Consider the following 23,983-nt stretch of genomic DNA (forward strand, 5'->3'; position numbering starts at 1 on the left):
AGTTGTGTTGACAACGGCACAATTAGGGAATATCTATGCCGGTACATTTCATACGATTATTGGTCCAGATGGCCGACCGATGGTAGTACAAAAAAATAATATTCAAACTAAAAAGGTCTTAGAATCAAATCAGAAAAATCAGATTTTATATCCTCAATCTCAGGTCATGACTGCACCCCCTAAACTTCAAAGCAGTCAAATCGTTATAGAACAGAAAATTAAACAGAATAATCCAATCGAGGATAAAATTAACTTATCTCATTCTGGGATTATTAATAAAACAGATACTTTATCTTCTTCTATTTTTACCAAAGAGATTTTAAAGACTAGATCGAACAACACCTTAAAACAGAATATTGATAATTCAATTGAACCTATTGTAGCCCAGCAGTCTGTTCTTAAAACTGAAGATATCCAGCCAACATTGGCCGAAAATTTAAAAAAGCACCTTGATGATCAAACTGATATTTTGGAAATAGAAGGAAACCAATACGTCAAAAATGAAGTACTTGAGGAAAAAGAATTTAATCTGGATGGTAAAAAACGCTTCTATACCATGCCGGAAGGTATAATTGATACTAAAAATGGAGCAACACGCCTACAAACGGTTCAACGTGAAAAAGGTATTGGACAATCGGTTATGCAGGCTTTATTTAAGAAAAATAGGGCTACTGGGCAGGATACTCCTCTCATTCTAGCTGTTACCTACTACCGTATTTCTGCAGAAACTGCTTCTGAAGGAATGGGGCGGACCTGTTTTCAGGATAAAAAACTTAAAAAAGCCAAGGATATTGCATTAGATACTCAGGTCAATCTCTGGCCTCGAGCACCTTTAAAGGATGAATTTGACTTTGAAGTGGTCAAGTTAAAACAACCCTTACAAAATATTCAGATTCAATCTTATGCATCCCGTCAAAAAGATCCTACTTTTTATTGGCCTTTTGCAGTGTTCTTGGATGAAAAAGGTTGTATTCTGGAAGGAGCTGGTGGATTTAAAAATAATGATTCAGCATCGGATTACCTGAAATATGAAAATATTGAGGGCATGATACAGGTACCACGTAATAGCCACTATTTATTATTAACGCCATTGGCCTCAGCAATTGATGTTGAGGAACGGGTATTAAGTAACCAGGGACAATTAAAATTAATAGGTGTCCGTTAAGGATAACGATATGAGCATCATGATGAATAAGAATAAAATACTATTACCTTTTGCATTCTCAGCTATGGCAATCATACTGCAAGGATGTGGTGGTGAAAGCGCGGATGTTATTCCAGGAAATAATGATAGTAGTACAGTCAATGGGGCCTGTATTGGCACAAATTCGGGTTGTATTGAATTTGCTTTAGATTATCCATTGCAAACTTTAGATTTCCATTGTGGTGATGATACAAAGCAAACATTTGTCACCACCTATGATGTAGATAAGGGTGTGGCAACAGGTGCCTGTAAAGTAGGCCAGTCAATTACTTTCTATATTCTAGGTAAAGATGAAAGACGTGTAGATCTGGGTTCATTCTCAATGAATAGGATTGGTAATGTTACATCTAAATCTCATTATCCACGTATGAATTTATTGGATATCGCTGAGGGCATCCGTAACACTAACTCAGCAGGTGATCTGTCTCAATATGATATTGCTATTCGCTTAGTCCAGTTAATTCAAGCCATGGGTTTAAATACTGATCAATTACGATCAGCAACGGAAATCTATCCTGTTGCGATAAATGAAGATATTCGAGCTGGACTTGATCAATTAGATGAAGATATTACTGTTGAAAAAATTAAGACTTTATCTGATCAGGATTTTGATGCCTTGCTGAAAAAATGGTTGGGACCAACAACGATTACTAAAGAACAGGCCGAACAGGTACTTCAAGCATTATTAAATATTTCAAATGCTGCTGTTTATCAGCCAGAATTTTCCCTGTTTTCTACTGAATCCTTAGGTAGTTATGTTACCGGTTCAGAAGGGTTAGTAGGATGCAGTAATCTTAACCGAGAATGCTCGCTAACAGATACTGACCTGACACATATCTTGGGTCACTTTATATTGATGACTGACCGTCAGGGGATGACTTTCGGCAGTGGCTTACAGTGGAAAGGCAAAATAGAAAGCACAACCCAGAATCCTGGTGATTTCACCACGATAGGTGGACTGAATGCTCATTTAATTCGTAGTATTAAACCTGTACAAATGACTGCTGATGCCCAAAATTCATGGATTGACCCGGAAACAAAACAAATTGCCAATACACCAGGTTATCTATTCAGAGTAGGTGACTCTACTACCGAGAAACTCAAGATTGAACAAGGTCGCTTATATAATGATTATATGATTGCTGGTAAAGAGCGTTTTTATAAGGTTTTGACCGGTAAGAGTGTGAGTTATAACTTAAATGAGAGTGAAAAACGTGAGCTAGGTCTGTGGCAGCAAACCGGGGGAACGCTGAATTTTGCTGGTACGATGGATCTTTATAAAATCTATCCAATCACACATTTGGACCGAAGGGTTTTCAAGACTCAAAATAATGTAAGAAATCAAGAAAATTATTTTTTCCCACTGTATGGAAATTTAAAATTTACCTTAACAAATGATTCAAACAGAATAATTAATTTGGGCATTGTGATTGATGAGAATGGTGATATTCGTACGAATATTAAACCTGCTACAGCAAAAGTTGATGAGTGTAGTGCTGAATACAATCCATCTACAATGCAAACAACCTATTTGGTCGAGGATTCTGAAGATGAGGATGCGGTAGAAACAGTACAACAATATCGTATTGGAACCGTTTCACGTGCCTTTGTACCTGCAGCAGTAAGAAAGAAAACAGACAATACACTTTCTATTCGTATGGTTTTCGCTAATGAGGAACTAGACGATTTGAACGGCGCTCTCATTGGTATGAATTCCACCATCAAGACATCAACTGATGGTTCTTCAGAATCCATAGTGGTAGGGGGAGCATTAGTGAATTTGACTGATTTATTTAATGTGAGAGTAACAGGTGACGGTACGAATACTCCTAAACCGACGATTAGTTTGACAGACTCTGAAGGAAATACAGTGAAATGGGCAAATAGTTTTGCTAGCTTTAGCCAAGTTTATGGTAAACAGAATCCTTCTGATGAAAGTGTTAAGAGATTATCCAAACTTGCAGGAGGTACAGTTGGCCTGACCGCTGCTGAATGCTATAAAGTAAAAACAAAATCCTAATATAAAAATTTCAATAAAAACCAGTCGCATCGACTGGTTTTTATTATTCGGTTCATCTGTTTTCAAGAGGGGGCATGTTGTTACATGAACCCTTCAAGCGGAAGCCAAGACACAAACTTTAACAGGGCTTTTTGATGCCATTTCATTTTCGGTTCTTTGGTCAAAGTTTTAATTTCACCATCCGGTTGCTGGATCTTCCAGTTGATATTCTGATTGGCATCTAATACCAGCTTATAAGCATATTTACTCAAGTTCTGATCCATGGTCTTATGCACAGCTTGTGCTAAGGAAGGGCTATTGAGTAATACACCAATCTCTGTATTTAGATAGGCTGAACGCGGGTCGAAATTAAATGAACCAATAAACACCTGTTTCTCATCTAAGGCCATCAGTTTTGCGTGTAAACTGGAACGACTCAGACCTTTCAAGCTCACTTTAGCCTTGTCAGCAATTTCCTTGGTATTGGCATTCAGGTTTGCTGCATCTGGCGCCGCTAGGAATTCGTACAACTGTACATCATGTTCCAGTAAATCTTTACGGTACTTAGAATAAAAAGCATGCACAACAGGAACATCATTGGCTTTATAAGAATTGGTGAGTACTCGAATCTTTATATCTTTTTGAGCCAGACTTTTGAGCCGTTCTGCACCTTCTTTTTCTGGTACAAAATAAGCAGAGACAATATCTACACTTTGTTCAGGTTTTTCCAGATGTTGTAACAATTGGAAATTCAGGTGTTCTTCTTTCTTTGCCTTGGACTTGATCTTGGTGGGTGGGTCTTTAACTACTTCTGCTTCAACCCAATCCAGCTGGATATTATGATCAAGCCATTTATCAAAAGCCTTAGACCTGTTGGCTAAGTCGAGGTAGTTTTGTACTCGTGGGTCATCCTGATGTGCTTTTAGCTGCTGTTTAAGGCTTTCAAAGCGTAGGCTATGGTGACGTGGATTAACAATATTCCGCACTGGATAGGCATAGTCATCATTCCAGTATTCATCAAAGGAATGGATAATCCCATCTGAGGCGGCACCAACCAGCAACACATCTACATCGGAAAATTGATAGGCATCACTTACATTGTAATACTGATTGCTCATATTACGTCCGCCAATCAAGGCAATCTGATTATCTGCAATAAAGCTCTTGTTGTGCATACGACGATTGATACGTTTCAAATCCAGTACCATATCCATGGCACGATGCTGGCGAAAACGATAGGGATTATATAAGCGGACATCGATATTCTGATGCTGATCCAGTGCCAGATAAATGCCTTCCATCTTCTTGGCATTGTTGTCATCAATCAGAAGGCGGACCTTTACTCCACGGTCGGCGGCCTGAATAATGCCATTTAAGGCCAGTGCGCCAATCCGGTCATTGTCCCAAATATAATATTGCAGGTCTAAAGTCTGCTCGGCCTTATGAATCAATTGCATACGGGCTGCAAGTGCTTCAAGTGGATCATAGAGAACATGATATCCAGTTAAACCTAGATATTGATCACGTAAAGGTTGAACAATTTTAGCTAGGGAAGTCTGTGAAGTATCAGTTTCAAAGGCAGTATGTGAAGGTCGTTCTACCTGCGGAGGAAGCGTGCTGCAGGCAGGGATCCCCAGAACAAGGCTCAAACCCAGTAAAACAGCAGATTTATATAGAGTATTACGTTGGGAAGTGACCATGGGCTGGTCAGCCTTGGAGCGGGGAGCATTCGTCATATGAATCTAAGCGTGATAAATTAGGTTTGAGTATAATTGCCAGCTGTGAAAAGATAAATACAGAGCAGAGAATGTACTAAAGAACTGGACAAGGCGAAATTATGGGGAATATCGATTCCGTGATCTTATATTTCTATATCGGAATGGCGATTTTGGCGCTGTGGTGTATATCGCAGGCGTGGATCAGTCAGTCACATACCCAGACGATTCATCCCTTTAAAGCCTTTACCCATCTGCTCGCTTATTATCTATCTTATCTACTGATTCCTTTATTTTTCTTTAGTATTTACGGCGGTTTTAATGGGTATTATTCCATTCATGAGGCAGTATTTATCTGTCTGCTCAGTGGTGTACTGTCTTATGCACGTTTTATTGAACCGCATTTAATCCAGATTAAGACTACCCGTTATCAGATTAATACTGATAAAAAAATGCGAAAACCTGTTCGTATTGCTTTAATTGCGGATTTGCATATTGGTTTATTTTCTGGTCATGAACGTCAGCTAAAACAAATTGTACATAAATTAAATCAGCAGCAGCCTGATTTGGTGGTCGTCGCAGGCGACTGGACCTATGAACCGGAAGATACTCTGACCCAAGAACTCGCCATTTTGCAGGAAATTCAGGCACCGGTATATTCTGTGAATGGTAACCATGACGAACAGTATCCGGGACCGCCTATTCAGGAGCTATTACATACTGCTCTAGCAAGCAATAATGTTATAGATATTGAAGGGCAAATTGTTGAGTTTGATGAATTTCGCTTGGTGGGTATTGGTGATCTCTGGGCGGGTAAAGCGGATATGCGGTTCTTGCCGGAGTTGCCGCAAGATAAGCCCTGGGTGATCCTGTCACATAACCCAGATACGGTAGACATGGTGCCGAAATTGCCAAGCCGGCCATTGATGCTCTCTGGGCATACGCATGGCGGGCAAGTGGAATTACCGTGGTTGACGGACTATGTGATGAAACGGGTGTCAATTCTCGGACATAAGCGCGGCTTATATCGACATGAACATGCCGATGTATTTGTCACTGTCGGAACAGGTCTCGTGGGTGTACCTTTCCGTTTTCGTGTACCACCTACCATCGATATCATCGAGCTTGTATAAATAAGTTGGCTGATTTCAATATCTAGCCAACCATCCAGATAATCAGCAGAATCAGAAGAATAATAGCTGCAATGATCCAGATCAGATGCGGTCCATTTTTTGCAGTGACTGGTTCAGCGACTTTTTCCTGTAACTCTTGGGTCGACTCTGGAATGGGTGGGCGGGTAGCATGATCTTGTGTAGCGCTTGTAGGGATGGAGACTGCAATAGAGTCGGTTAGCGCTTCAGTCTTCAGCTGTGGATTAATGGTGACATCATCACTAAATCTTGCGCCTTGTGTCTGTACCTGTAAAGCAGCATCATGTTCCATTACGATCGCGGCAATCACTTCAAGCGCCTGCTGTTGGTCTAATGGCGTGTGTTGAACAATATATTGGATGGCTTCGGTTTTCTTATCTTCTTCCAGTAAGACCACAATATGAACCAGCTGGTCTTCGGTCAAATGTTCGATTGGATCCTGCATATCTTATCCTTCTCGTTATGAATCCGTTTCTGTATTGTTCCGTAAATAGAGAGGGAGAAATAGCAGTTTTTTGTTGCACACCAAATTTCGGAAATAAAAAAGCCAGTGCGAACGCACCGGCTTTTCTTATAGGCCAATACCTGAATTAGATCTGATTGTTTACATCATCATTCTTGGTTTCACGAATGAGCAGGAATGCCAGCAGTGACAGGATAGAGGCTGCTGTCAGATAATAACCTACGGCAGATAAGCCATATTGTGTTGCCAGCTTGGTTGCGATTAAAGGCGCAAAAGATGCACCGAAGATGCCTGCCAAGTTGAAGGTCAAAGCGGAACCTGTATAACGTACTGAAGTCGGGAAGATTTCAGACAATACGGTACCAATTGGGCCATAAGTTAAGCCCATGATCGCAAGTCCGATACACAGGAACAGGAATACGATAACTGTACTGCCTGATTCAAGCATGTCGGCAAAGAAGATACCGAAGATCGCAGAAACGATACATACACCGATGGAAGTCGCTTTACGACCGAACTTTTCTGCGAATACAGCAGATAATGGAATGAATGCAGCAAAGCATAGCGTTGCAACTAATTGCAACTGAAGAAATTCTTCACGTGAATAGCCTAGCTGCTTAGTACCCCATTGCAGCGCAAAGACAGTTGTTAAGTAAAACACAACAAAGGTACAGATAGCTGCAATTGTACCCAGTACTAACATTTTAGAATGTTTTTTAAATACTTGAACAAAAGGTACGTTTACTTCTTTTTGCTTGTCCAAAACGTTCTGGAATGCAGGTGTTTCATGCAGTTTTAAACGAATCCAAAGACCTACAATAACAAGAAGCGCACTTGAAATGAATGGAATACGCCAGCCCCAAGCCATGAAGTCAGCTTCAGACATTAATGCACCGAGCGTCAAGAATGAGCCAGTTGCTAGAATAAAGCCAATTGGTGCACCCAATTGCGGGAACATACCATACCAGGCACGTTTACCTTCAGGTGCATTTTCAGTTGCAAGTAAGACCGCACCTGACCATTCACCACCCAGACCAAGGCCCTGACCTAAACGGCATAATGCCAAAAGCAAAGGCGCTACAATACCAATTTGACCATAAGTTGGCAGTAGGCCAATCGCTACCGTAGACAGTCCCATGGTGAGCAAGGCAGCGACCAGGGTGGCTTTACGACCAATTCTGTCGCCGAGGTGACCAAACAATGCCGCACCGATCGGACGCGCAATAAAGGCAATTGCGAAAGTCGCAAGTGACTGGATCGTTGCGGTCATTGGGTCTGTACTTGCCGGGAAGAACAAATAAGGGAAAATAATGACAGCGGCAGTAGCATAAATATAGAAATCGAAGAACTCGATTGTAGTGCCTACTAAACTCGCTGTTAAAACGCGGAATTTTGAGTTTTGTGCTGGCTGAGCAGCAGAATTTGACGACGCCATGAATGACCTTACACTTACTAAAAATAAAAGAACTTAGTTTTAAAAGCGTAATCTTTTTAAAAAAGGCGTAATTTCTTAAAAAAACAACTGCAATCTTCTCAATTCAACTCGCTCAGGGTCACTGAAATGGAGAATGAGAGGATTAAATCACGTAAAGATAGATGGACAGAAAATGTGATCCTGCGCCTATCAATACAAAAATGTGCCAGATAGCGTGCGTATATCTTACTCTTTTTAATGCATAAAACAATGCACCCACCGTATAAGCAAGTCCCCCAATGATGAGAAAGGTTAAAGATTGTACTGATAAATATTTCTGCATATCATCAATAACTAACAGTGCAAGCCAGCCCATTGCGAGATAAGCAAACAGGGAAAGTTTCTGAAAACGATGAATGAAAATGAACTTGAATAGTGTTCCAAAGACAGCAATGATCCATAAAGCAATCAACAAATACTGGGCTTTGGCCGTTGGAATGGCAATTGCCAGAAAGGGCGTATACGTACCGGCAATCAGATAGTAGATCGCAGTATGGTCAATTTTTTTATAGAAATAACGACGGTCTGCAGTTGTGGCCATGTGATACAGCATGGATGCAGAAAAAAGTACAATCATGCTCAGTGCATAGACCCATAAGCCAATCCATTGACCCGTACTAAGATAAGAGCCTTTAATCACCAGTAAAATACCGGCAATTACTGACAAGGCAGCACCTACACCGTGACTGATGTAGTTGATGCGCTCTTCGATAGCATCATAATCCTGAAGCAATGGTGCATTTGACATAGTTATCATTCTTCTTAAATATACAAATGTATAGTAATTCAATTTTGCTTTTAGGGTAAGAACATTTACACTTTAATGGCAATTCATTTCAGGTTTCTTTTATGTCCATTTTGGCTTCTCTCTCGGTTCAAGAACAGCAATTTCTGGATACTTTCCAGCAAGCCATTGAAACAGATCAATTTGATCGCCTGATTTTAAGTCAGTATAAGGGCGAACTGGAACAACTGGAGAAAATGACCTTGCGCATCATTTGGCTGAATGAGCAAAAAGTACTGAGTTGTCTGTACCGATATAAAACCCAGGACGTCACTAAAAATTATCCTTTAACTGAGGCTTTGTCTCAGGTCACTGAAATATTGGCCTGTTGCAAGCAGGCCAATCTGATCACTACAGCCGAAGAATTGCAGCTGAAAAAAAACAAGAAAAAAGTCATGCTGACCCGCAGCAAAACTCAACCTGTCGTTAAATCCAAAACTGCTGAACAGGGCCATGACCGGGTCAAGCAGCGTTATGTGGATCAGGACAGTGTATTTTTACAGCATCTCGGCATTACTGATCAACAAGGTCAGGTCATTCCGAGCATGGCGCGCAAGTGGAAACAGATTAACAAGTTTGTGGAAATTTTCTCGAATGCGCTTTCGCAGATTAAAGCCTCTCAGGAAGGTCTGCGTGTGGTGGACTTTGGTTCAGGTAAGGGCTATCTGACTTGTGCCTTGTATGACTATATGCAAAAGCATGGACAGACGCCGTGGGTGACGGGTGTAGAACTGAATCCGAAAATGGTCGAGTTTTGCCAGAAGGTGGCCGACCAATCCCAGTTTAACCAGCTCGATTTCTTCCAGGGTGATGTGCGCACCTATGAGCCTGAGCATCTGGATGTGATGATTGCTTTGCATGCTTGTGATGTAGCGACAGATTTTGCTATTCATACCGGTATTCGCCTGAATGCGCAGATCATCATGTGTGCCCCATGTTGTCACAAGGAGCTACGTCCCCAGTTACAGGCGCCAAAAGTTTTGAGTCCAATGCTGCAATTCGGGATTCATGCGGGCCAGCAGGCAGAAATGCTGACAGATACCATTCGTGCCTTGTTGCTGAAAGCCTATGGTTATGAAACTAAAGTATTCGAATTTGTTGCGCTTGAGCATACCAGCAAAAACAAAATGATTCTGGCGGTGAAGCGCAAGGACGATCAGGAACCGGATCAGGACGTGCTGAACCAGATTCAGGCTTTGAAAGAGATGTATGGGATTCAGAAACACTCCCTTGAATTATTGCTCAAGGATGAATGGGATCAACAGGGGATTGGTTGTAAATGCTAAATCATGCTGAGCTAAAAATTGTTGCAGGCACTTGGGCCGAGCTGGCTGCCGAAGCCAGACTGATTCGCGAAGCTGTGTTTATTCAGGAACAGCATATTGCACCGGAAGATGAATGGGATGCAGAAGATAAGCTGTGCACCCATTTTGTGGCTTATCTGCATGATCAACCGGTTGCCACAGCCCGACTATTAACAAGTAATAGTATCGGTCGTGTTGCAGTACTGAAATCAGCGCGTGGTTTCAAGATCGGTCAGCAGTTAATGCAGGCAGTGATTGACTATGCATGCGCTGAAGGACGGCAGTTTGTCAAACTTTCCTCTCAAGTACATGCTATCGGCTTTTATCAGGCTTTGGGTTTTCAGCTACAGGGTGATGAATATCTGGACTGTGGAATTCCACATATTGATATGTATTTACAACTTTAAAGATTCATTTTCAGATATAAAAAAGCGAGGCATGAACCTCGCTTTATTTATCTTAAGATCTTAGTGACCATGTGCACCATTTGCAGCATGTTCGGTATCCATATGGGCATGTTCATCTGCTGACATATGCTGTTCTTCAGCAGCTGTTGATTGCGGTTCAGTACCTTGTTGAGCTGCTGCACGTGCTTCACGATCTGCCTGAGCTTTGGCAATGGCTTCTTCTGACATGGTTGGGGCATTTTTAAATGCGTGTTGCTGGGTATCCTGTTTCTTCTGCTGGCTTGGCATGTAGTCCGGTTCATTGCTGACAGCTAACCAGAAGATAAACATGAATATACCACCAATTATGCAGAAGATAATCAGTGCTCTCCAACCCCAAGGCGAATTTTCAGGAGTATTTTGATCAGACATGGTATGAACCCAAAGAGGATATAGAATCTATGTTACTTTATAACATAGATTGGCTGAAAAGCAGACTGGATTTGCACTGTAAAATATGATCATTTTTTCAGTAGACTTATAAAAAGAGGAGCTGAACGCTCCTCTTTATTCTGTGCGAATTAGATTAGAAAGTTTCAGCAGCAGAAACCTTATTTTTTAACAGTGCCGGTGCTTTAAAGCGTTCACCATATTTTTTTTCCAGTACATTGGCACGTGCCAAGGCCTTCGCCAGTCCATACTGATTTAAATACTGCACTGCACCACCGGTCCAGGCAGGGAAGCCAATGCCAAAGATCGAGCCAATATTTCCTTCTGCAGTTGACTGCAACACGCCTTCTTCCAGGCAACGTACGGTATCCAGTGCCTGTACAAACAGGAAGCGTTCAATCATCTCCTGCTCAGAAATCTCGGTATTTTTATTCCAGTGACTGAGGCCTGACCAGAGTTGTTTTTTCCCACCTTCAGGATAGTCATAAAAGCCCGCGCCAGCTGCCTTTCCTTTGCGATTAAACTGGTGAATCATGGTTTGAATGACTGCATCGGCAGGTGAGGCCTGACGTTCTTTACCTTCTGCCTGAAGTGCCTTGCGCGTTTCATTGCTAACATGCTCGGTCAGGGTTAAGGACACTTCATCCTGAACTGCCAATGGACCAACGGGCATACCGGCTTTTAAAGCAGCTATTTCAATACATGCTGGATGTACACCTTCTGACAGCAGACGCAAACCTTCTTGTACAAAAGTGCCAAAGACACGACTAGTAAAGAAACCACGACTATCATTCACGACGATTGGCAACTTGCCGATCTGCTGCACGAAATCAAAAGCTTTGGCGAGGGTTTCGTCTGAGGTATTTTGCCCCCTGATGATTTCTACCAGCTGCATTTTATCCACCGGACTAAAGAAATGCAGACCGATAAATTTATCTTGATCCTTACTTGCCTGTGCCAGATTGCTAATTGGTAAGGTCGAAGTATTTGATGCCATTACGCCGTCGGCAGCCAGATATTGTTCTGCTTCCTGAGTCACCTGAGCTTTCAGTTCCTGATTTTCAAAGACCGCTTCGATGATCAGGTCACAGCCCGTCAAATCTTCTGTGTTTGCAGTGGGATGAATCAGATTTAAAATCTGTTCGCGCTGTCCAGCTGTAAGTCGACCTTGACTGACTTTCTTGTCCAGCAGTTTCTGGCTATAGGCTTTGCCTTTTTCAGCAGCTTCGATCGAGATATCTTTTAGAACGACCTGAATACCTCTGCTGGCGGTGACATAAGCAATTCCAGCGCCCATCATCCCTGCACCCAAAATCCCAACTTTCTTGGCTTGCCAGTTGGCAAAATCTTTCGGGCGATGAACCCCGGATTTAATACTGTTCATGCCATGCCAGAAAGTGCCGATCATGTTTTTCGATATCTGACCGGTCGCCAGATAGGTGAAATAACGGGATTCAATACGGAGGGCTGTATCGACATCGACCTGCGCACCTTCAACTGCTGCAGACATAATCGCTTCAGGTGCTGGATAACAAGCTTTGGTTTTATCACGTAGCATCGCAGGAGCAATTGCCAGCATTTGTGCCACTGCTGGAGTGGATGGTGAGCCGCCTGGAATCTTGTAGCCTTTTTCATCAAAAGGTTGTACGGATTTAGGATGGGCTTTAATCCATACAATTGCTTTTTCCAGCAGCTCATCAGGGCTATCAGCCGTGTCATGAATCAAGCCCAATGCGTTGGCTTTTTCTACACCGAGCTGCTTACCTTCCATCAATAAAGGAAGGGCAGTTTGTAAACCCAGCAAACGAACAGAACGGACTATACCACCACCACCGGGTAGCAGACCTAAAGTCACTTCAGGTAAACCAAATTTGCTTTTCGGATCATTCAAAGCAATCCGGTGATGGGCACACAGGGCGATTTCCCAGCCACCGCCAAGTGCGGTACCGTTCAAGGCTGCAACCACCGGAATACCACGGGTTTCGATATAGCGAAGCTGTGCTTTCATCTCTTCAATCATGTTGAAGAATTCAGTGGCATGTTCTGGTGTAGCTTGAATCAGTTCATCCAGATCACCACCAGCGAAAAAGGTCTTTTTGGCTGAACGGAAAATAATTCCGGAAATTTCATCATCTACTTTAAGCCTATCGACAACTTCGCTAAGTGCAGTGCGAAAGTCGGCATTCATGGTGTTAGCAGACTGGTTTGGAGAGTCAAAAGTCAGAACAACAATATTGTCCGCTGTTTTTTCAAATTGAATGGCGCTCATGGTTCTCTCCTTAAACCAGTTCAATAATAGTGGCAATACCCATGCCGCCACCGACGCATAAAGTTGCTAATCCACGTTTTTTACCCTGGCGTTCCAGCTCATCTAACAAAGTACCGAGAATCATGGCACCAGTTGCACCGAGTGGATGTCCCATGGCAATGGCGCCACCGTTAACATTGACTTTGGCTGGATCAACGTTGAGCTCTTTAGTAAAGCGCATAACGACTGCGGCAAAGGCTTCATTGACCTCAAACAGGTCAATATCATCAATACTGAGGCCAGCTTTAGCCAAAGCTTTACGTGCAGCCGGAGCAGGACCGGTGAGCATAATGGTGGGATCAGCGCCTACCAGAGCCGTCGCCAAGACTTTGGCGCGCGGTTTCAGATTCTGCTCTTTAATAGCCTGTTCTGAGGCAAGCAGGACCAATGCAGCACCATCTACGATGCCAGAAGAATTTCCCGCATGGTGCACATGCTTGACTGTACCGACTTCTGGATATTTTTGCAGGGCAATTGCATCAAAGCCCATCTGTCCCATGGTGGCAAAGCTTGGGTTGAGTTTACTGATTGTTCCAATAGTCGTATTCGGTTTAATGAACTCATCTTTATCCAGAATCACCACACCGGCTTTATCTTTAACTGACACAATCGATTTATCAAAATAACCACTGGCCTGAGCTGTTGCCGCTTTTTTCTGGGACTGTTCTGCAAAGCTATCTACATCATCACGGGTATAACCATCAATGGTCGCGATCAGGTCGGCACCAATGCCTTGAGGAATAAAGTCACAAGCCATATTGGTTTCAGGATCGAGCGCCCAAGGGCCGCCATCCGAACCCATCGGTACGCGGGACATGGATTCGACTCCACCCGCAACCACTAAATCTTCCCAGCCTGAACGAACTTTTTGTGCGGCCAGATTGACTGCTTCCAGACCAGAAGCGCAGAAACGGTTAATCTGTACACCAGCCACATCATTATCCCAACCCGCTGCAATTGCTGCAGTTTTGGCAATATCAGCACCTTGGTCACCAATCGGGGTGACACACCCCAAGACAATGTCATCAACCTTGGAGGTATCTAAGGAATGACGCTCTTTCAGTTCATTGAGCAGGGTAGTGAGTAAACTGATCGGTTTGACTTCATATAAGGATCCGTCCTTTTTTCCCTTGCCACGTGGTGTGCGAATGGCATCGATAATATAGGCCTCGCTCATACAATTTCCCTTTTTTGAATGAATAAGATTTGTTCTAATCATTTTGAGTGTAATGATTCTTTAGCTAAGCGCAATGACGAGAACGAACCAGGTCATTTGAGCAATCTGGTCAATGGCGATGATTTAAAAAAAGATCAGACAAAAAAATGCCCAAGTCTGGAGCTTGGGCATGAACTGAGATTAGCAAAAGAGCTAATATTGAATATGAAGAGGATGTGGCTTAATGGTAACCATGTAATTGGCGATATAAACCTGGTGTTACACCGGTCCATTTTTTGAAAGCACGATGGAAGGTGCTGGTTTCACTAAAACCAACTTGCTGCGCGACATCTTCCAGGGTTAAATCTGGATTTAACAAGAGGTGAATCGCAGCATCTCGACGCAGTGCATCTTTAACGCCTTGATAACTCTTGCCTTCCGCAGCCAGACGACGACGTAAAGTTTGTGGAGATAGATATAGCATGGAAGCGACATCATTCAGCGTCGGCATTTCTTCGCCGATCTGGCTCTTCAGTACATCACGAATACGGGAGGTTAGAGAGTTGGTATTTTTGAATTTCACCAACAGTTGAGCAGGTGCAGCTTTCAGGAACTCTTCCAAGGTTTCTTCATTCTGACGGATTGGCAAATCGAGATAATCCGCTGCAAAAGTAATTTCAGTACGTGGCGCGTCAAACTGCATCACGGGTGCGAAGAATAATGCATCATATTCATCCGCATGATTTGGACGTGGATAGCTGAAATGTACACGTTCTAATGGGAGGCGGCGTTCAATCAACCACGAAGCCAGACCATGCCAGATCATTAGCATGCTTTCAGTGATGAAATGATCCGGGTCCATCTCTTTCGGAATTTGAGGGACTAAACGTGCTTCATGCTTGTCACGTTCCAGTGTCACCGCCCAGTCATCGCCAAACAGCTTGTAGAACTGGGAAGAAAGTTCCAGCGCATCACCTAAAGTTTTAGCATGGATGATCAGCTGACACATGATTGCAAATGTGCCCAGACGGCGAGGCTGTTTGTCAAAGCCGACATGCTCGTCCTGTGTCACCATCCACAGCATTTTAATAAAACGGGTATATTGTTCTGGCGAGATACGGGCCTTAGGCTGATGCAGAAGTTCAGCTTCAATACCAACATGAGACAATAACGTATCGACGTCCATGCCGAGACGCTTCACGCCGTAGAGTGCAGCGTTAACGAAATGGATACTGATCGTATCGCGACTCATGTTTAATCCTTCAGTCTCTTTGATGTTCACTAATGCTTGACCTAATTGACAACAAATAATAAATCAATGGCAATTTACAAAATCAGATTTGCCATTTGTTACATATTAAATTGCCGAAATGATCAAGGTAAATGGCTGAACATGACATTGTTTTTGTGTGTTTATGTTTCTAATATGCATAAAAAACCATCATAAATAGAGTAATTATTCTAATGTCCTATGCGTTAAAAGGATTGAAAGTCCTCGATTTTTCTACACTTTTACCTGGTCCTTTTGCCACCATGTACTTGGCAGACCTCGGTGCCGAGGTTGTGCATATTGAATCACCAACACGTCCTGACCTGTTGCGATTAGTGCCACCATACGCACATGGACAGGCAACTGCACACAATTATTTGAATCGTAACAAACACTCTATCACGCTGGATCTTAAAAATCGTGACTGTATCGAACAGATCAAAACTAGGATTTCGGACTATGACATCGTGGTTGAACAGTTCCGTCCCGGCGTAATGCAACGTTTGGGACTGGATTACGCCACCTTGGCTGAAATCAATCCGCGACTTATTTATTGTTCCATTACTGGCTATGGGCAAACTGGTTCTTATAAAGATAAGGCCGGGCATGATATTAATTACTTGGCCTTATCCGGAATTGCCGGACATAGCGGTCGGGTTCAGGGTGGTCCACCGGCTTTAGGTATTCAGGTCGCTGATGTAGCTGGCGGTTCCATGCATGCGATTATCGCTATCCTGGCAGCGGTGATTGAGCGCCAGCGTAGCGGAATGGGACAGTATATTGATATTTCCATGACCGATTGTGCGGTGACCTTAAATAATATGGCAGCCGCCGCCAGTCTGGCAGCAGATGTGCATGCCCAGCCTGAGTCCGGTCATCTTAATGGGGGGGCTTTTTATGACTATTATCAAACCCAAGACGGTCGTTATCTTTCTATTGGCAGCTTGGAGCCACAATTTATGCAGGGTTTGGCACAGGCATTGCAGTTACCAGTTCTGTTAGAAAAAGGTTCATCTTTAGATGCTCAAGACCAGAAAGAAGTGAAGGCAGCGATTCAAGAGAAAATTCGCAGTAAAATTCTGAATGAGTGGCAGACTATATTTGATGCTTTAGATGTGTGTGTGGAGCCGGTATTACACCTAGATGAAGCCTTAACTTCACAACTGGCACAAGAGCGGGGCTGGGTGGTGCAGGTTCCAGTCAAAGCAGGGGAACAGGAGACTGAGCCACAGCTGGCCTGTCCAATCAAATTTTCCCGTTCTAGCTCACGCTATGATTTTATGGGACAGGCACTAGGCGAATCTGAACAGTGGTAAGTTTTTGGATCTTTTAATGATTATTTATTGATTAGTAGAGGTGAGCTGCTTTTATATGAAAATAAATGCTAAAGATTTAAAAAATAAATCATTATTCGTTAAAAAGGAGTTTTGCTCGACAAATCCTTTAAATCACTGAATTTCTGGTAGGCTTATCAATAAAATCGCTATGAAATATGTATAAAAAGCATTTTATTGATAGATTCAATCTCGTTATCCTTGCCGACGATATAATAGAAACTACTAGCTGTACGCCATGTATTTATATACTGATTTCGATCAGCAACTGATTAATGAACGTGTTGCACAGTTCCGTGACCAGACGGAACGTTATTTAGCGGGCAAATTGACGGAAGATGAATACCGTCCGCTCCGCCTTCAAAATGGCCTATATGTACAACGTTATGCGCCAATGCTACGTGTAGCAGTACCGTATGGTCTGATGAACTCTAAACAGTTACGTAAAATTGCGGAACTGGCAAAAGAATATGACCGTGGTTATGCACACGTATCAACACGTCAAAACTTCCAGTTCAACTGGCCTGCACTGGAAAATGTGCCAGATATGCTGCAAGAATTGGCATCAGTACAAATGCATGCGATTCAGACATCAGGTAACTGTATCCGTAATACGACGACTGACCAATATGCTGGTGTCGTTGCAGGCGAGATTGCGGATCCGCGTCCAACATGTGAATTGATCCGTCAATGGTCTACTTTCCACCCGGAATTTGCTTTCTTGCCACGTAAGTTCAAGATCGCTGTTTCAGCACTGGAAGAGATTGATCGTGCAGCAACTTCATTCCACGATATCGGTGTATATATCGTAAAAAATGAAGCGGGTGAGATGGGCTATAAAATCAAAGTCGGTGGTGGTCTAGGCCGTACACCAATTATTGGTAGCTTTATCCGTGACTTTCTGCCACGTGAAGACCTGATTGCATACCTTGAAGCTGTACTTCGTGTATACAACTTGCATGGTCGTCGTGACAACAAATATAAAGCGCGTATCAAAATCTTGGTAAAAGCACTCACACCTGAAGTATTTGCTGAGAAAGTAGAAGCTGAATTTACACATACCATTAAAACATTGAAAATCGATGCTGAAACCTTGGCAAAAATGGATGAGAACTTCACGCCATTTGCTTATCAAGATTATGCAGATGAAGATTTTTCTGAACAGTTCGCGGCGCATCCGAAATTCAAGCAATGGTTCAATATCAATACCAATGCGCACAAGGTGAAAGGCTATCGTATCGTTACGATTTCACTGAAACGTGCAGGTGTGGCTCCTGGTGATGTAACCACTGAAGAGATGAACCTGATTGCAGATCTTGCAGACAAGTACACTTTCGGTGAATTACGCACGACTCATGAGCAAAATATTGCCCTTGTTGATGTCCCACAAAAAGACCTGTTCGAATTGTGGACGATCCTGGAACAAAACAATCTGGCACGCGCTCACATCGGCTTCTTGACGGACATCATTTGCTGCCCGGGCGGTGACTTCTGTTCATTGGCAAATGCAAAATCAATTCCGATTTCTGAAGCAATTTCACGTCGTTTTGATGATCTGGATACGATTTATAACCTTGGCAAAATTGACCTGAATATTTCAGGTTGTATGAATGCCTGTGGCCATCACCACGTTGGTAATATTGGTATTTTGGGTGTAGACAAAAAAGGTGCTGAATTCTACCAGATCACTTTAGGTGGTAATGCAGACCATGATGCATCGATTGGTGACATTCTTGGTCCATCATTTGCTGCTGACGTAGTGCCGGATATCATCGAAGAAATCCTGAATACTTATCTTGACCTGCGTCAGGAAGGTGAAGAATTTATCGATACCTATCGTCGTGTAGGCATTCAACCATTCAAGGAGCGTGCATATGCTTAATACCGCACTACAAGTGCTCTCTAAAGATGGCACGATTGCAGACAATACTTACCAGTTGATTGGTGAAGATGGCGTATTGCCACAAGGTGATGTGGTTCTGACTGTTGAACAGTTAGACCAAATCGCCAATGTTTCGGGCAAAAAAGCACTGTACTTAACGGTAGATGCTTCTCCTGAGACCAATGAATTTCCACTGGATCAACTTGATGCAATCTTTATCGAGTTTGCAGGCTTTAACGATGGTCGCGGATATTCATTTGCAGCGCTACTTCGTCGTCAAGGTTTCCAAGGGGAACTGCGTGCAACAGGTGATGTATTTAAAGACGTACTAAACTATATGAAGCGTTCGGGTTTCGATACTTTCGTGATTAAAGAAGGTAAAGATATTCAGGAAGCGGCAGCAGGTTTAAACGACTTTAGCAATCCGTACCAGGCATCCACAGCTGTGCCAAAACCGAACTATCAGACTGGAGCTTAATCCGTCTTCAGTTAAAAGCCTCCAAATGGAGGCTTTTTTATTTCTAGAAATTTGGACTACGTTCTTCTAATAGACAGTTAATCATCCACTGCACACCAAACTGATCGGTACAGGCACCGTAAAGTGCGCCCCAAAAAGTTTTTTCCAAAGGTATTTCAATTTGACCCTTGGCAGATAAAGCCTCAAACAGTCGTTGAGCTTCGGCTTGTTCACTGGCACTTAAAATAATTGCAATATAATGATTGGTCCCTTTGGTAAAAGTAGGGGAGCTAGGGCTGTATAGCTTTTCATTAATATCTGATCCCATTAATTCAGTATATTCATTGATAGGAAGTGAAATATACAAAATCTGGCTTCTATCTGTATCGGAGAGGTCAATGCCTTCCTGTCCGGGCATATCACCATAACGGCTCAAATTAGAAAATTCACCACCAAACACTGAACGATAAAAAGTAAAAGCGGCTTCAGTTTCACCTTGGAAGTTGAGATAGTGATTAAATCGCATGGGGGGTTCCTTTTTTCTTGTTTTGATTCTCTCTAATTTACTCCTTGCAACGTGTCTGATTGATAAAGAAGCTTTATGAAAATGTAAGTAAGGGAATTCTTCTATTGATAGGATAATCAAGACAAAAATAATTTTTAGTTTAAGACCCGGTTTTAAATGATTGTTCGAGTAATGCTTTAGTAGACATCATTAAAGCCAGATTTTGGATTAATAAAAAAAGAGGGCTTTAAAAGCCCTCTTCAGTCGTTTGACTTTTTGAAAATTAGATTAATTCAATCGCGACTGCAGTTGCTTCACCACCACCGATACATAGAGCTGCAACACCTTTCTTGCCGCCAGTACGCTTTAAAGCATGGATCAAGGTCAGGATAATACGAGAACCTGTAGAACCCACTGGGTGACCTAGTGCACAAGCACCACCATTAATATTGACTTTTTCAGGATCAAGCTTGAACTCATCCATTGGACACATGGTGACCATGGCAAAGGCTTCATTAATTTCCCAAAGATCTACTTCTTCAGCTGTCCAGCCTGCTTTATCCAGTACTTTCTGAATAGCACCAACCGGAGCAATTGTAAACTCGGATGGATGCTGAGAGTTTGACGCGTAGGCAACAATTTTTGCTAATGGGTTTAAACCTTGAGTTGCTGCATTGTCAGCAGAAGTTAGAACCAATGCAGAGGCACCATCAGAAATAGAGCTGGCATTTGCTGCAGTAATGGTACCATCTTTGGCAAAAGCAGGGCGTAATGTTGGAATTTTATCAATATTGGCATTGAATGGCTGTTCGTCTTTATCAACCACTACATCACCTTTACGGGTGGAAACAGTGACTGGCACAATTTCATCTGCAAAGTAGCCTTCATTTACCGCAGTTTGTGCACGTTTTAATGAACGGATAGCGAAATCATCCATCTGTTCACGCGTATAACCTTTAGTATTTGCCATATCTTGGGCAAAAGAACCCATTAGGCGACCAGTTTCTGCATCTTCTAAACCGTCCAGGAACATATGGTCTTTAATTTCACCATGGCCCATACGAAAGCCGCCACGTGCTTTAGGTAATACATAAGGCGCATTGGTCATGGATTCCATGCCACCAGCAACTACATAAGTTGCAGAACCAGCCTTGATCATGTCAGCAGCTTGCATCACTGCTTTCATACCTGAACCACAAAGCTTATTAATAGTTACAGCACCTGTGCTGTCTGGAAGACCTGCTTTACGCATTGCCTGACGGGCAGGACCCTGTTTTAAACCGGCAGGAAGAACACAACCCATAATGACTTCTTCGATGTCTGTTGGTTGTAAACCTGCACGTGCAATGGCTTCTTTGATCGTGACAGCACCCAGTTCAGGCGCAGTCACACCTGATAAGCTGCCTTGGAAGCCACCCATGGCTGTACGTGCACCATTGACAATTACGATGTCAGTCATTGTTGTATCTCCATATGAGTTTTAGTCTTTTATTGTCGACCTAAGCAGTATATTGAAAAAACTGCAAGATTAAAGCCTCAAAAAAAATTGAATCATAAACCGGACAGTTTTCTCAGCATGTATTTAGATTCTCTTTACGCAGATGCCCCATTTTGCTAAGTACAATTTTGTAATAATAGGAATGCTGAAAAGAACAGTAGTAAAAGCTGCCATTGGAGCCAATAGGTAAATTAGTTTGAGCCTGATAGTTGACACTTGGGATACTTAAAGCACCTCTCCAATCCAGCTGTCCATATTTAAGCCTTAGATGATCAACATGCAGTACGGTTTCGCCGGCATCAACCTGTCTATTTTTATTTTGATCGACAAATACCAACCAGGCATTGCTCCACTGATTTGTTTGACAGGTCGATAGATTTAATGTGGGACAAATCACAATATTCTGCCGTAATACTGCCGATTGACTACGTGCATAGCGATTCACTGCTGTAATCTTCTGATAAATACTGTTAGCTTCTTGTTTTGACTGATATTCTTGAAACAAAGGAACTGCTAGGGTTGTAAGTATTGCAAGAATGGAAATAACAACAATAAGCTCCACAATTGTGAACGCATTATTTCTTTTTATATACATGGTTTAACCTATTTATATATTATTTTTATTTGAAACATGCTATTAATTAGGCGTTTTTTAATGCTTTTTTTTATTTACCTAGTATTTTTGTACTTGAAATAGGAGAAAGCTGTTAAAATTAGGTAAGAGACAATAAGGTATTCACAATAAAAAATTGAGTAAAAATTTACCGAATTACAACGGAAATTGTAAGTAATTTTGTCAATAATTTACTTGATTAGATTAATCAAGCACTTGGAAAATTTATTCAGTGTTTGTATGATTCCCTGTGAATAGCTTAAAAATAAAACTGGGGTAAAAGAAGCCTATCTCAGGAAAGCCAATTTAGGCTTGAGCTTGAACAACAATTTGTTATCTCTGGAGGATAAATCCATGAAAATGAGTCGTATTGCTTTAGCAATGCTTGTAGCTGCTCCTTTAGCTGCTGCAAATGCAGGCGTAACTGTTACTCCACTATTAGTTGGTTACAACTTTATTGACACTAATCACAACAATGACAAACTAACTGATAGCTCTGTTGAGCTTCAAGATGACTTGTTTGTTGGTGCAGCACTTGGTGTTGAATTGACTCCATGGTTAGGTTTTGAAGCTGAATATTCACAAGTTAAAGGTGACATTGAAGCTACAGCAACTGGTGAAGAGTTCGCAGAATACAAAAAGCAACAAATTGCTGGTAACTTCTACGCAACTTCTGACCTGATTACTAAAAACTACGATAGCAAAATCAAGCCATACGTACTTTTAGGTGCAGGTCATGTAAAATATGAAGCTGATGGTGTAGATGACATCGAAGGTACTATTGGTAACACTGGCCTAGGTGCTTTCTGGCGCTTAAACGATGCTTTATCTCTACGTACTGAAGCTCGTGCAACCTATAACTTTGATGAAGAGTTTTGGGATTACACAGCACTTGCTGGTTTGAACGTAGTTCTTGGTGGCCACTTGAAACCTGCTGCGCCAGTCGTAGAAGTTGCTCCAGTTGAACCAGTTGCTCCAGTTGCTCCAGCTCCACAAGAGTTGACTGAAGACCTGAACATGGAACTTCGTGTATTCTTTGATACAAACAAATCTAACATCAAAGATCAGTACAAACCAGAAATCGCGAAAGTTGCTGAGAAATTGGTTGAATATCCAAATGCAACTGCTCGTATCGAAGGTCACACTGACAACACTGGTCCACGTGCACTGAACGAACGTCTATCTCTTGCTCGTGCTAACTCTGTGAAATCTTCACTAGTTAACGAATACAACGTTGATGCTTCTCGTTTGTCTACTCAAGGTTTCGCTTGGGATCAACCGATTGCTGACAACAACACTAAAGAAGGTCGTGCTATGAACCGTCGTGTATTCGCGACTATTTCTGGTAGCCGTACTGTACTAGCTGAACAACCAGCTGCTCAATAATTCATTATTGAACACTGATTAAAAAAAGCGACTCTCTTATGAGTCGCTTTTTTTATTGCCCTGATTTGACTACACTGCATAGCCCTAAACCTGTTTTTGAGTCCGAGCATGAGTGTGGAACTTCCTGAAGATTTACAAAATCTGGATGCCAATAGTGGTCTCTATGCGATCTGGATGATTTTTCATCACTATGGTATAGATCTGCATATTCCGGATCTGGTACAGCTCACACGCCATAATTCTGAAATGGGAACTTCCAGTATTGCGCTTGCAGTTGCTTTAAAAATACTGGGTTTGGATGTTAATTTTTATACTGAACATGACCCAGATAAGCAGCCAATTGAAATTGAGTTCTATCAACAAGCATATCGTTTACAAATCCCGGTTATAGAACAGCCATTGTCTTACGCAGACATTCAGGAAAATGTAGAAGCTGGTCGTTTTGTGATTGTGTTCTATGACACCCTGGAGGGAGTAGGGAATCATTCTTTGGTGTACGAAATCAATAAAAGTGAAATCAGCTTCTTTGACAGTTTTGAGTCCATGCGGAAAGAGGTGTTTGAACAGCAGCGTCGGGTAGAGGGAATTTGTCAGCAAACTATCGTCATTGATGATCGAAATTTTGTTATGCGCCACAGTTAATA

General features: G+C 42.3%; 21 protein-coding genes. 10 read left to right on the forward strand and 11 right to left on the reverse strand.

Going from position 1 to position 23,983, the window contains the following annotated elements; genetic code table 11:
- Window positions 1-7: 7 nt before the first annotated feature.
- Window positions 8-1,165: a putative pilus assembly protein FilE gene (filE, locus tag B3D47_RS03250; RefSeq protein WP_286859901.1), complete on the forward strand. Its 1,158-nt coding sequence runs from the start codon at window positions 8-10 to the stop codon at window positions 1,163-1,165.
- 10 nt (window positions 1,166-1,175) lie between these two features.
- The gene (locus tag B3D47_RS03255) at window positions 1,176-3,224 is read left to right on the forward strand and encodes a hypothetical protein (protein ID WP_004814480.1); all 2,049 of its coding nucleotides are present in this window, start codon (window positions 1,176-1,178) and stop codon (window positions 3,222-3,224) included.
- Between the two features lie 80 nt (window positions 3,225-3,304).
- Here B3D47_RS03255 and B3D47_RS03260 read toward each other — a convergent pair whose 3' ends face one another.
- The gene (locus tag B3D47_RS03260) at window positions 3,305-4,939 is read right to left on the reverse strand and encodes a phospholipase D family protein (protein WP_376747634.1); all 1,635 of its coding nucleotides are present in this window, start codon (window positions 4,937-4,939) and stop codon (window positions 3,305-3,307) included.
- Between the two features lie 101 nt (window positions 4,940-5,040).
- Between B3D47_RS03260 and B3D47_RS03265 the strand changes: the two genes are divergently transcribed.
- The gene (locus B3D47_RS03265) at window positions 5,041-6,051 is read left to right on the forward strand and encodes a metallophosphoesterase (RefSeq protein WP_286859903.1); all 1,011 of its coding nucleotides are present in this window, start codon (window positions 5,041-5,043) and stop codon (window positions 6,049-6,051) included.
- Window positions 6,052-6,073: 22 nt separating this feature from the next.
- On the opposite strand, the gene B3D47_RS03270 is transcribed toward B3D47_RS03265, so the two are convergent.
- From B3D47_RS03270 to trhA, 3 genes are all read right to left on the reverse strand, one after another.
- Complete coding sequence (locus B3D47_RS03270; RefSeq protein ID WP_286859905.1) at window positions 6,074-6,514, reverse strand: hypothetical protein; 441 nt, start codon at window positions 6,512-6,514, stop codon at window positions 6,074-6,076.
- Window positions 6,515-6,659: 145 nt separating this feature from the next.
- A complete protein-coding gene (locus tag B3D47_RS03275) occupies window positions 6,660-7,967 on the reverse strand; it encodes an MFS transporter (protein WP_004814487.1) in 1,308 nt (435 codons plus the stop codon).
- A 142-nt stretch (window positions 7,968-8,109) separates the two neighbouring features.
- On the reverse strand, window positions 8,110-8,754 hold the full coding sequence (gene trhA / locus B3D47_RS03280) for a PAQR family membrane homeostasis protein TrhA (protein ID WP_286831656.1): 645 nt from the start codon (window positions 8,752-8,754) through the stop codon (window positions 8,110-8,112).
- A 101-nt stretch (window positions 8,755-8,855) separates the two neighbouring features.
- On the opposite strand from trhA, the gene B3D47_RS03285 reads away from it, so the two are divergent.
- Together B3D47_RS03285 and B3D47_RS03290 are read left to right on the forward strand one after the other, a co-directional pair.
- The gene (locus tag B3D47_RS03285) at window positions 8,856-10,076 is read left to right on the forward strand and encodes a class I SAM-dependent methyltransferase (protein ID WP_286859907.1); all 1,221 of its coding nucleotides are present in this window, start codon (window positions 8,856-8,858) and stop codon (window positions 10,074-10,076) included.
- The gene (locus B3D47_RS03290; RefSeq protein WP_286859908.1) at window positions 10,070-10,501 is read left to right on the forward strand and encodes a GNAT family N-acetyltransferase; all 432 of its coding nucleotides are present in this window, start codon (window positions 10,070-10,072) and stop codon (window positions 10,499-10,501) included. The genes B3D47_RS03285 and B3D47_RS03290 overlap by 7 nt, the downstream gene beginning before the upstream one ends.
- A gap of 60 nt (window positions 10,502-10,561) precedes the next feature.
- On the opposite strand, the gene B3D47_RS03295 is transcribed toward B3D47_RS03290, so the two are convergent.
- The 4 genes from B3D47_RS03295 to B3D47_RS03310 form a co-directional block, all read right to left on the reverse strand.
- Entirely contained in the window at window positions 10,562-10,912 is a 351-nt protein-coding gene (locus B3D47_RS03295) for a hypothetical protein (RefSeq protein WP_163165096.1), read from the reverse strand.
- A 154-nt stretch (window positions 10,913-11,066) separates the two neighbouring features.
- Complete coding sequence (locus tag B3D47_RS03300) at window positions 11,067-13,199, reverse strand: 3-hydroxyacyl-CoA dehydrogenase NAD-binding domain-containing protein (RefSeq protein WP_286859911.1); 2,133 nt, start codon at window positions 13,197-13,199, stop codon at window positions 11,067-11,069.
- A 10-nt stretch (window positions 13,200-13,209) separates the two neighbouring features.
- The gene (locus tag B3D47_RS03305; RefSeq protein ID WP_286859913.1) at window positions 13,210-14,415 is read right to left on the reverse strand and encodes an acetyl-CoA C-acetyltransferase; all 1,206 of its coding nucleotides are present in this window, start codon (window positions 14,413-14,415) and stop codon (window positions 13,210-13,212) included.
- A 220-nt stretch (window positions 14,416-14,635) separates the two neighbouring features.
- Window positions 14,636-15,646, reverse strand: coding sequence for an AraC family transcriptional regulator (locus B3D47_RS03310; protein WP_004814497.1), 1,011 nt, complete (start codon window positions 15,644-15,646; stop codon window positions 14,636-14,638).
- A 212-nt stretch (window positions 15,647-15,858) separates the two neighbouring features.
- On the opposite strand from B3D47_RS03310, the gene B3D47_RS03315 reads away from it, so the two are divergent.
- The 3 genes from B3D47_RS03315 to B3D47_RS03325 all read left to right on the forward strand — a co-directional run bounded on the left by B3D47_RS03315 (window position 15,859) and on the right by B3D47_RS03325 (window position 19,358).
- Entirely contained in the window at window positions 15,859-16,980 is a 1,122-nt protein-coding gene (locus B3D47_RS03315; RefSeq protein WP_286859915.1) for a CaiB/BaiF CoA transferase family protein, read from the forward strand.
- Between the two features lie 256 nt (window positions 16,981-17,236).
- A complete protein-coding gene (locus tag B3D47_RS03320) occupies window positions 17,237-18,880 on the forward strand; it encodes a nitrite/sulfite reductase (protein ID WP_163169247.1) in 1,644 nt (547 codons plus the stop codon).
- Window positions 18,873-19,358 (forward strand): DUF934 domain-containing protein, encoded by a 486-nt coding sequence (locus B3D47_RS03325; RefSeq protein ID WP_163169248.1) that lies wholly within the window; start codon window positions 18,873-18,875, stop codon window positions 19,356-19,358. The genes B3D47_RS03320 and B3D47_RS03325 overlap by 8 nt, the downstream gene beginning before the upstream one ends.
- Window positions 19,359-19,401: 43 nt before the next feature.
- Here the strand turns inward: B3D47_RS03325 and B3D47_RS03330 are convergent, their stop codons facing one another.
- The 3 genes from B3D47_RS03330 to B3D47_RS03340 all read right to left on the reverse strand — a co-directional run bounded on the left by B3D47_RS03330 (window position 19,402) and on the right by B3D47_RS03340 (window position 21,935).
- On the reverse strand, window positions 19,402-19,863 hold the full coding sequence (locus B3D47_RS03330; RefSeq protein ID WP_163169249.1) for a VOC family protein: 462 nt from the start codon (window positions 19,861-19,863) through the stop codon (window positions 19,402-19,404).
- Between the two features lie 262 nt (window positions 19,864-20,125).
- Window positions 20,126-21,301 (reverse strand): thiolase family protein, encoded by a 1,176-nt coding sequence (locus B3D47_RS03335; RefSeq protein WP_163169250.1) that lies wholly within the window; start codon window positions 21,299-21,301, stop codon window positions 20,126-20,128.
- A 112-nt stretch (window positions 21,302-21,413) separates the two neighbouring features.
- Entirely contained in the window at window positions 21,414-21,935 is a 522-nt protein-coding gene (locus B3D47_RS03340; RefSeq protein ID WP_163170926.1) for a GspH/FimT family pseudopilin, read from the reverse strand.
- A gap of 372 nt (window positions 21,936-22,307) precedes the next feature.
- Here B3D47_RS03340 and omp38 point away from each other — a divergent pair, with 372 nt between their 5' ends.
- Window positions 22,308-23,339, forward strand: a complete 1,032-nt coding sequence (gene omp38, locus B3D47_RS03345; RefSeq protein ID WP_286859919.1) for an outer membrane protein Omp38 — start codon at window positions 22,308-22,310, stop codon at window positions 23,337-23,339.
- A 108-nt stretch (window positions 23,340-23,447) separates the two neighbouring features.
- A complete protein-coding gene (locus B3D47_RS03350) occupies window positions 23,448-23,981 on the forward strand; it encodes a peptidase C39 (RefSeq protein WP_180185602.1) in 534 nt (177 codons plus the stop codon).
- The last annotated feature ends 2 nt before the right edge of the window (window positions 23,982-23,983 follow it).

This window comes from Acinetobacter sp. UBA3461 (assembly GCF_002381195.1).
Classification (GTDB): Bacteria; Pseudomonadota; Gammaproteobacteria; order Pseudomonadales; family Moraxellaceae; genus Acinetobacter; species Acinetobacter schindleri.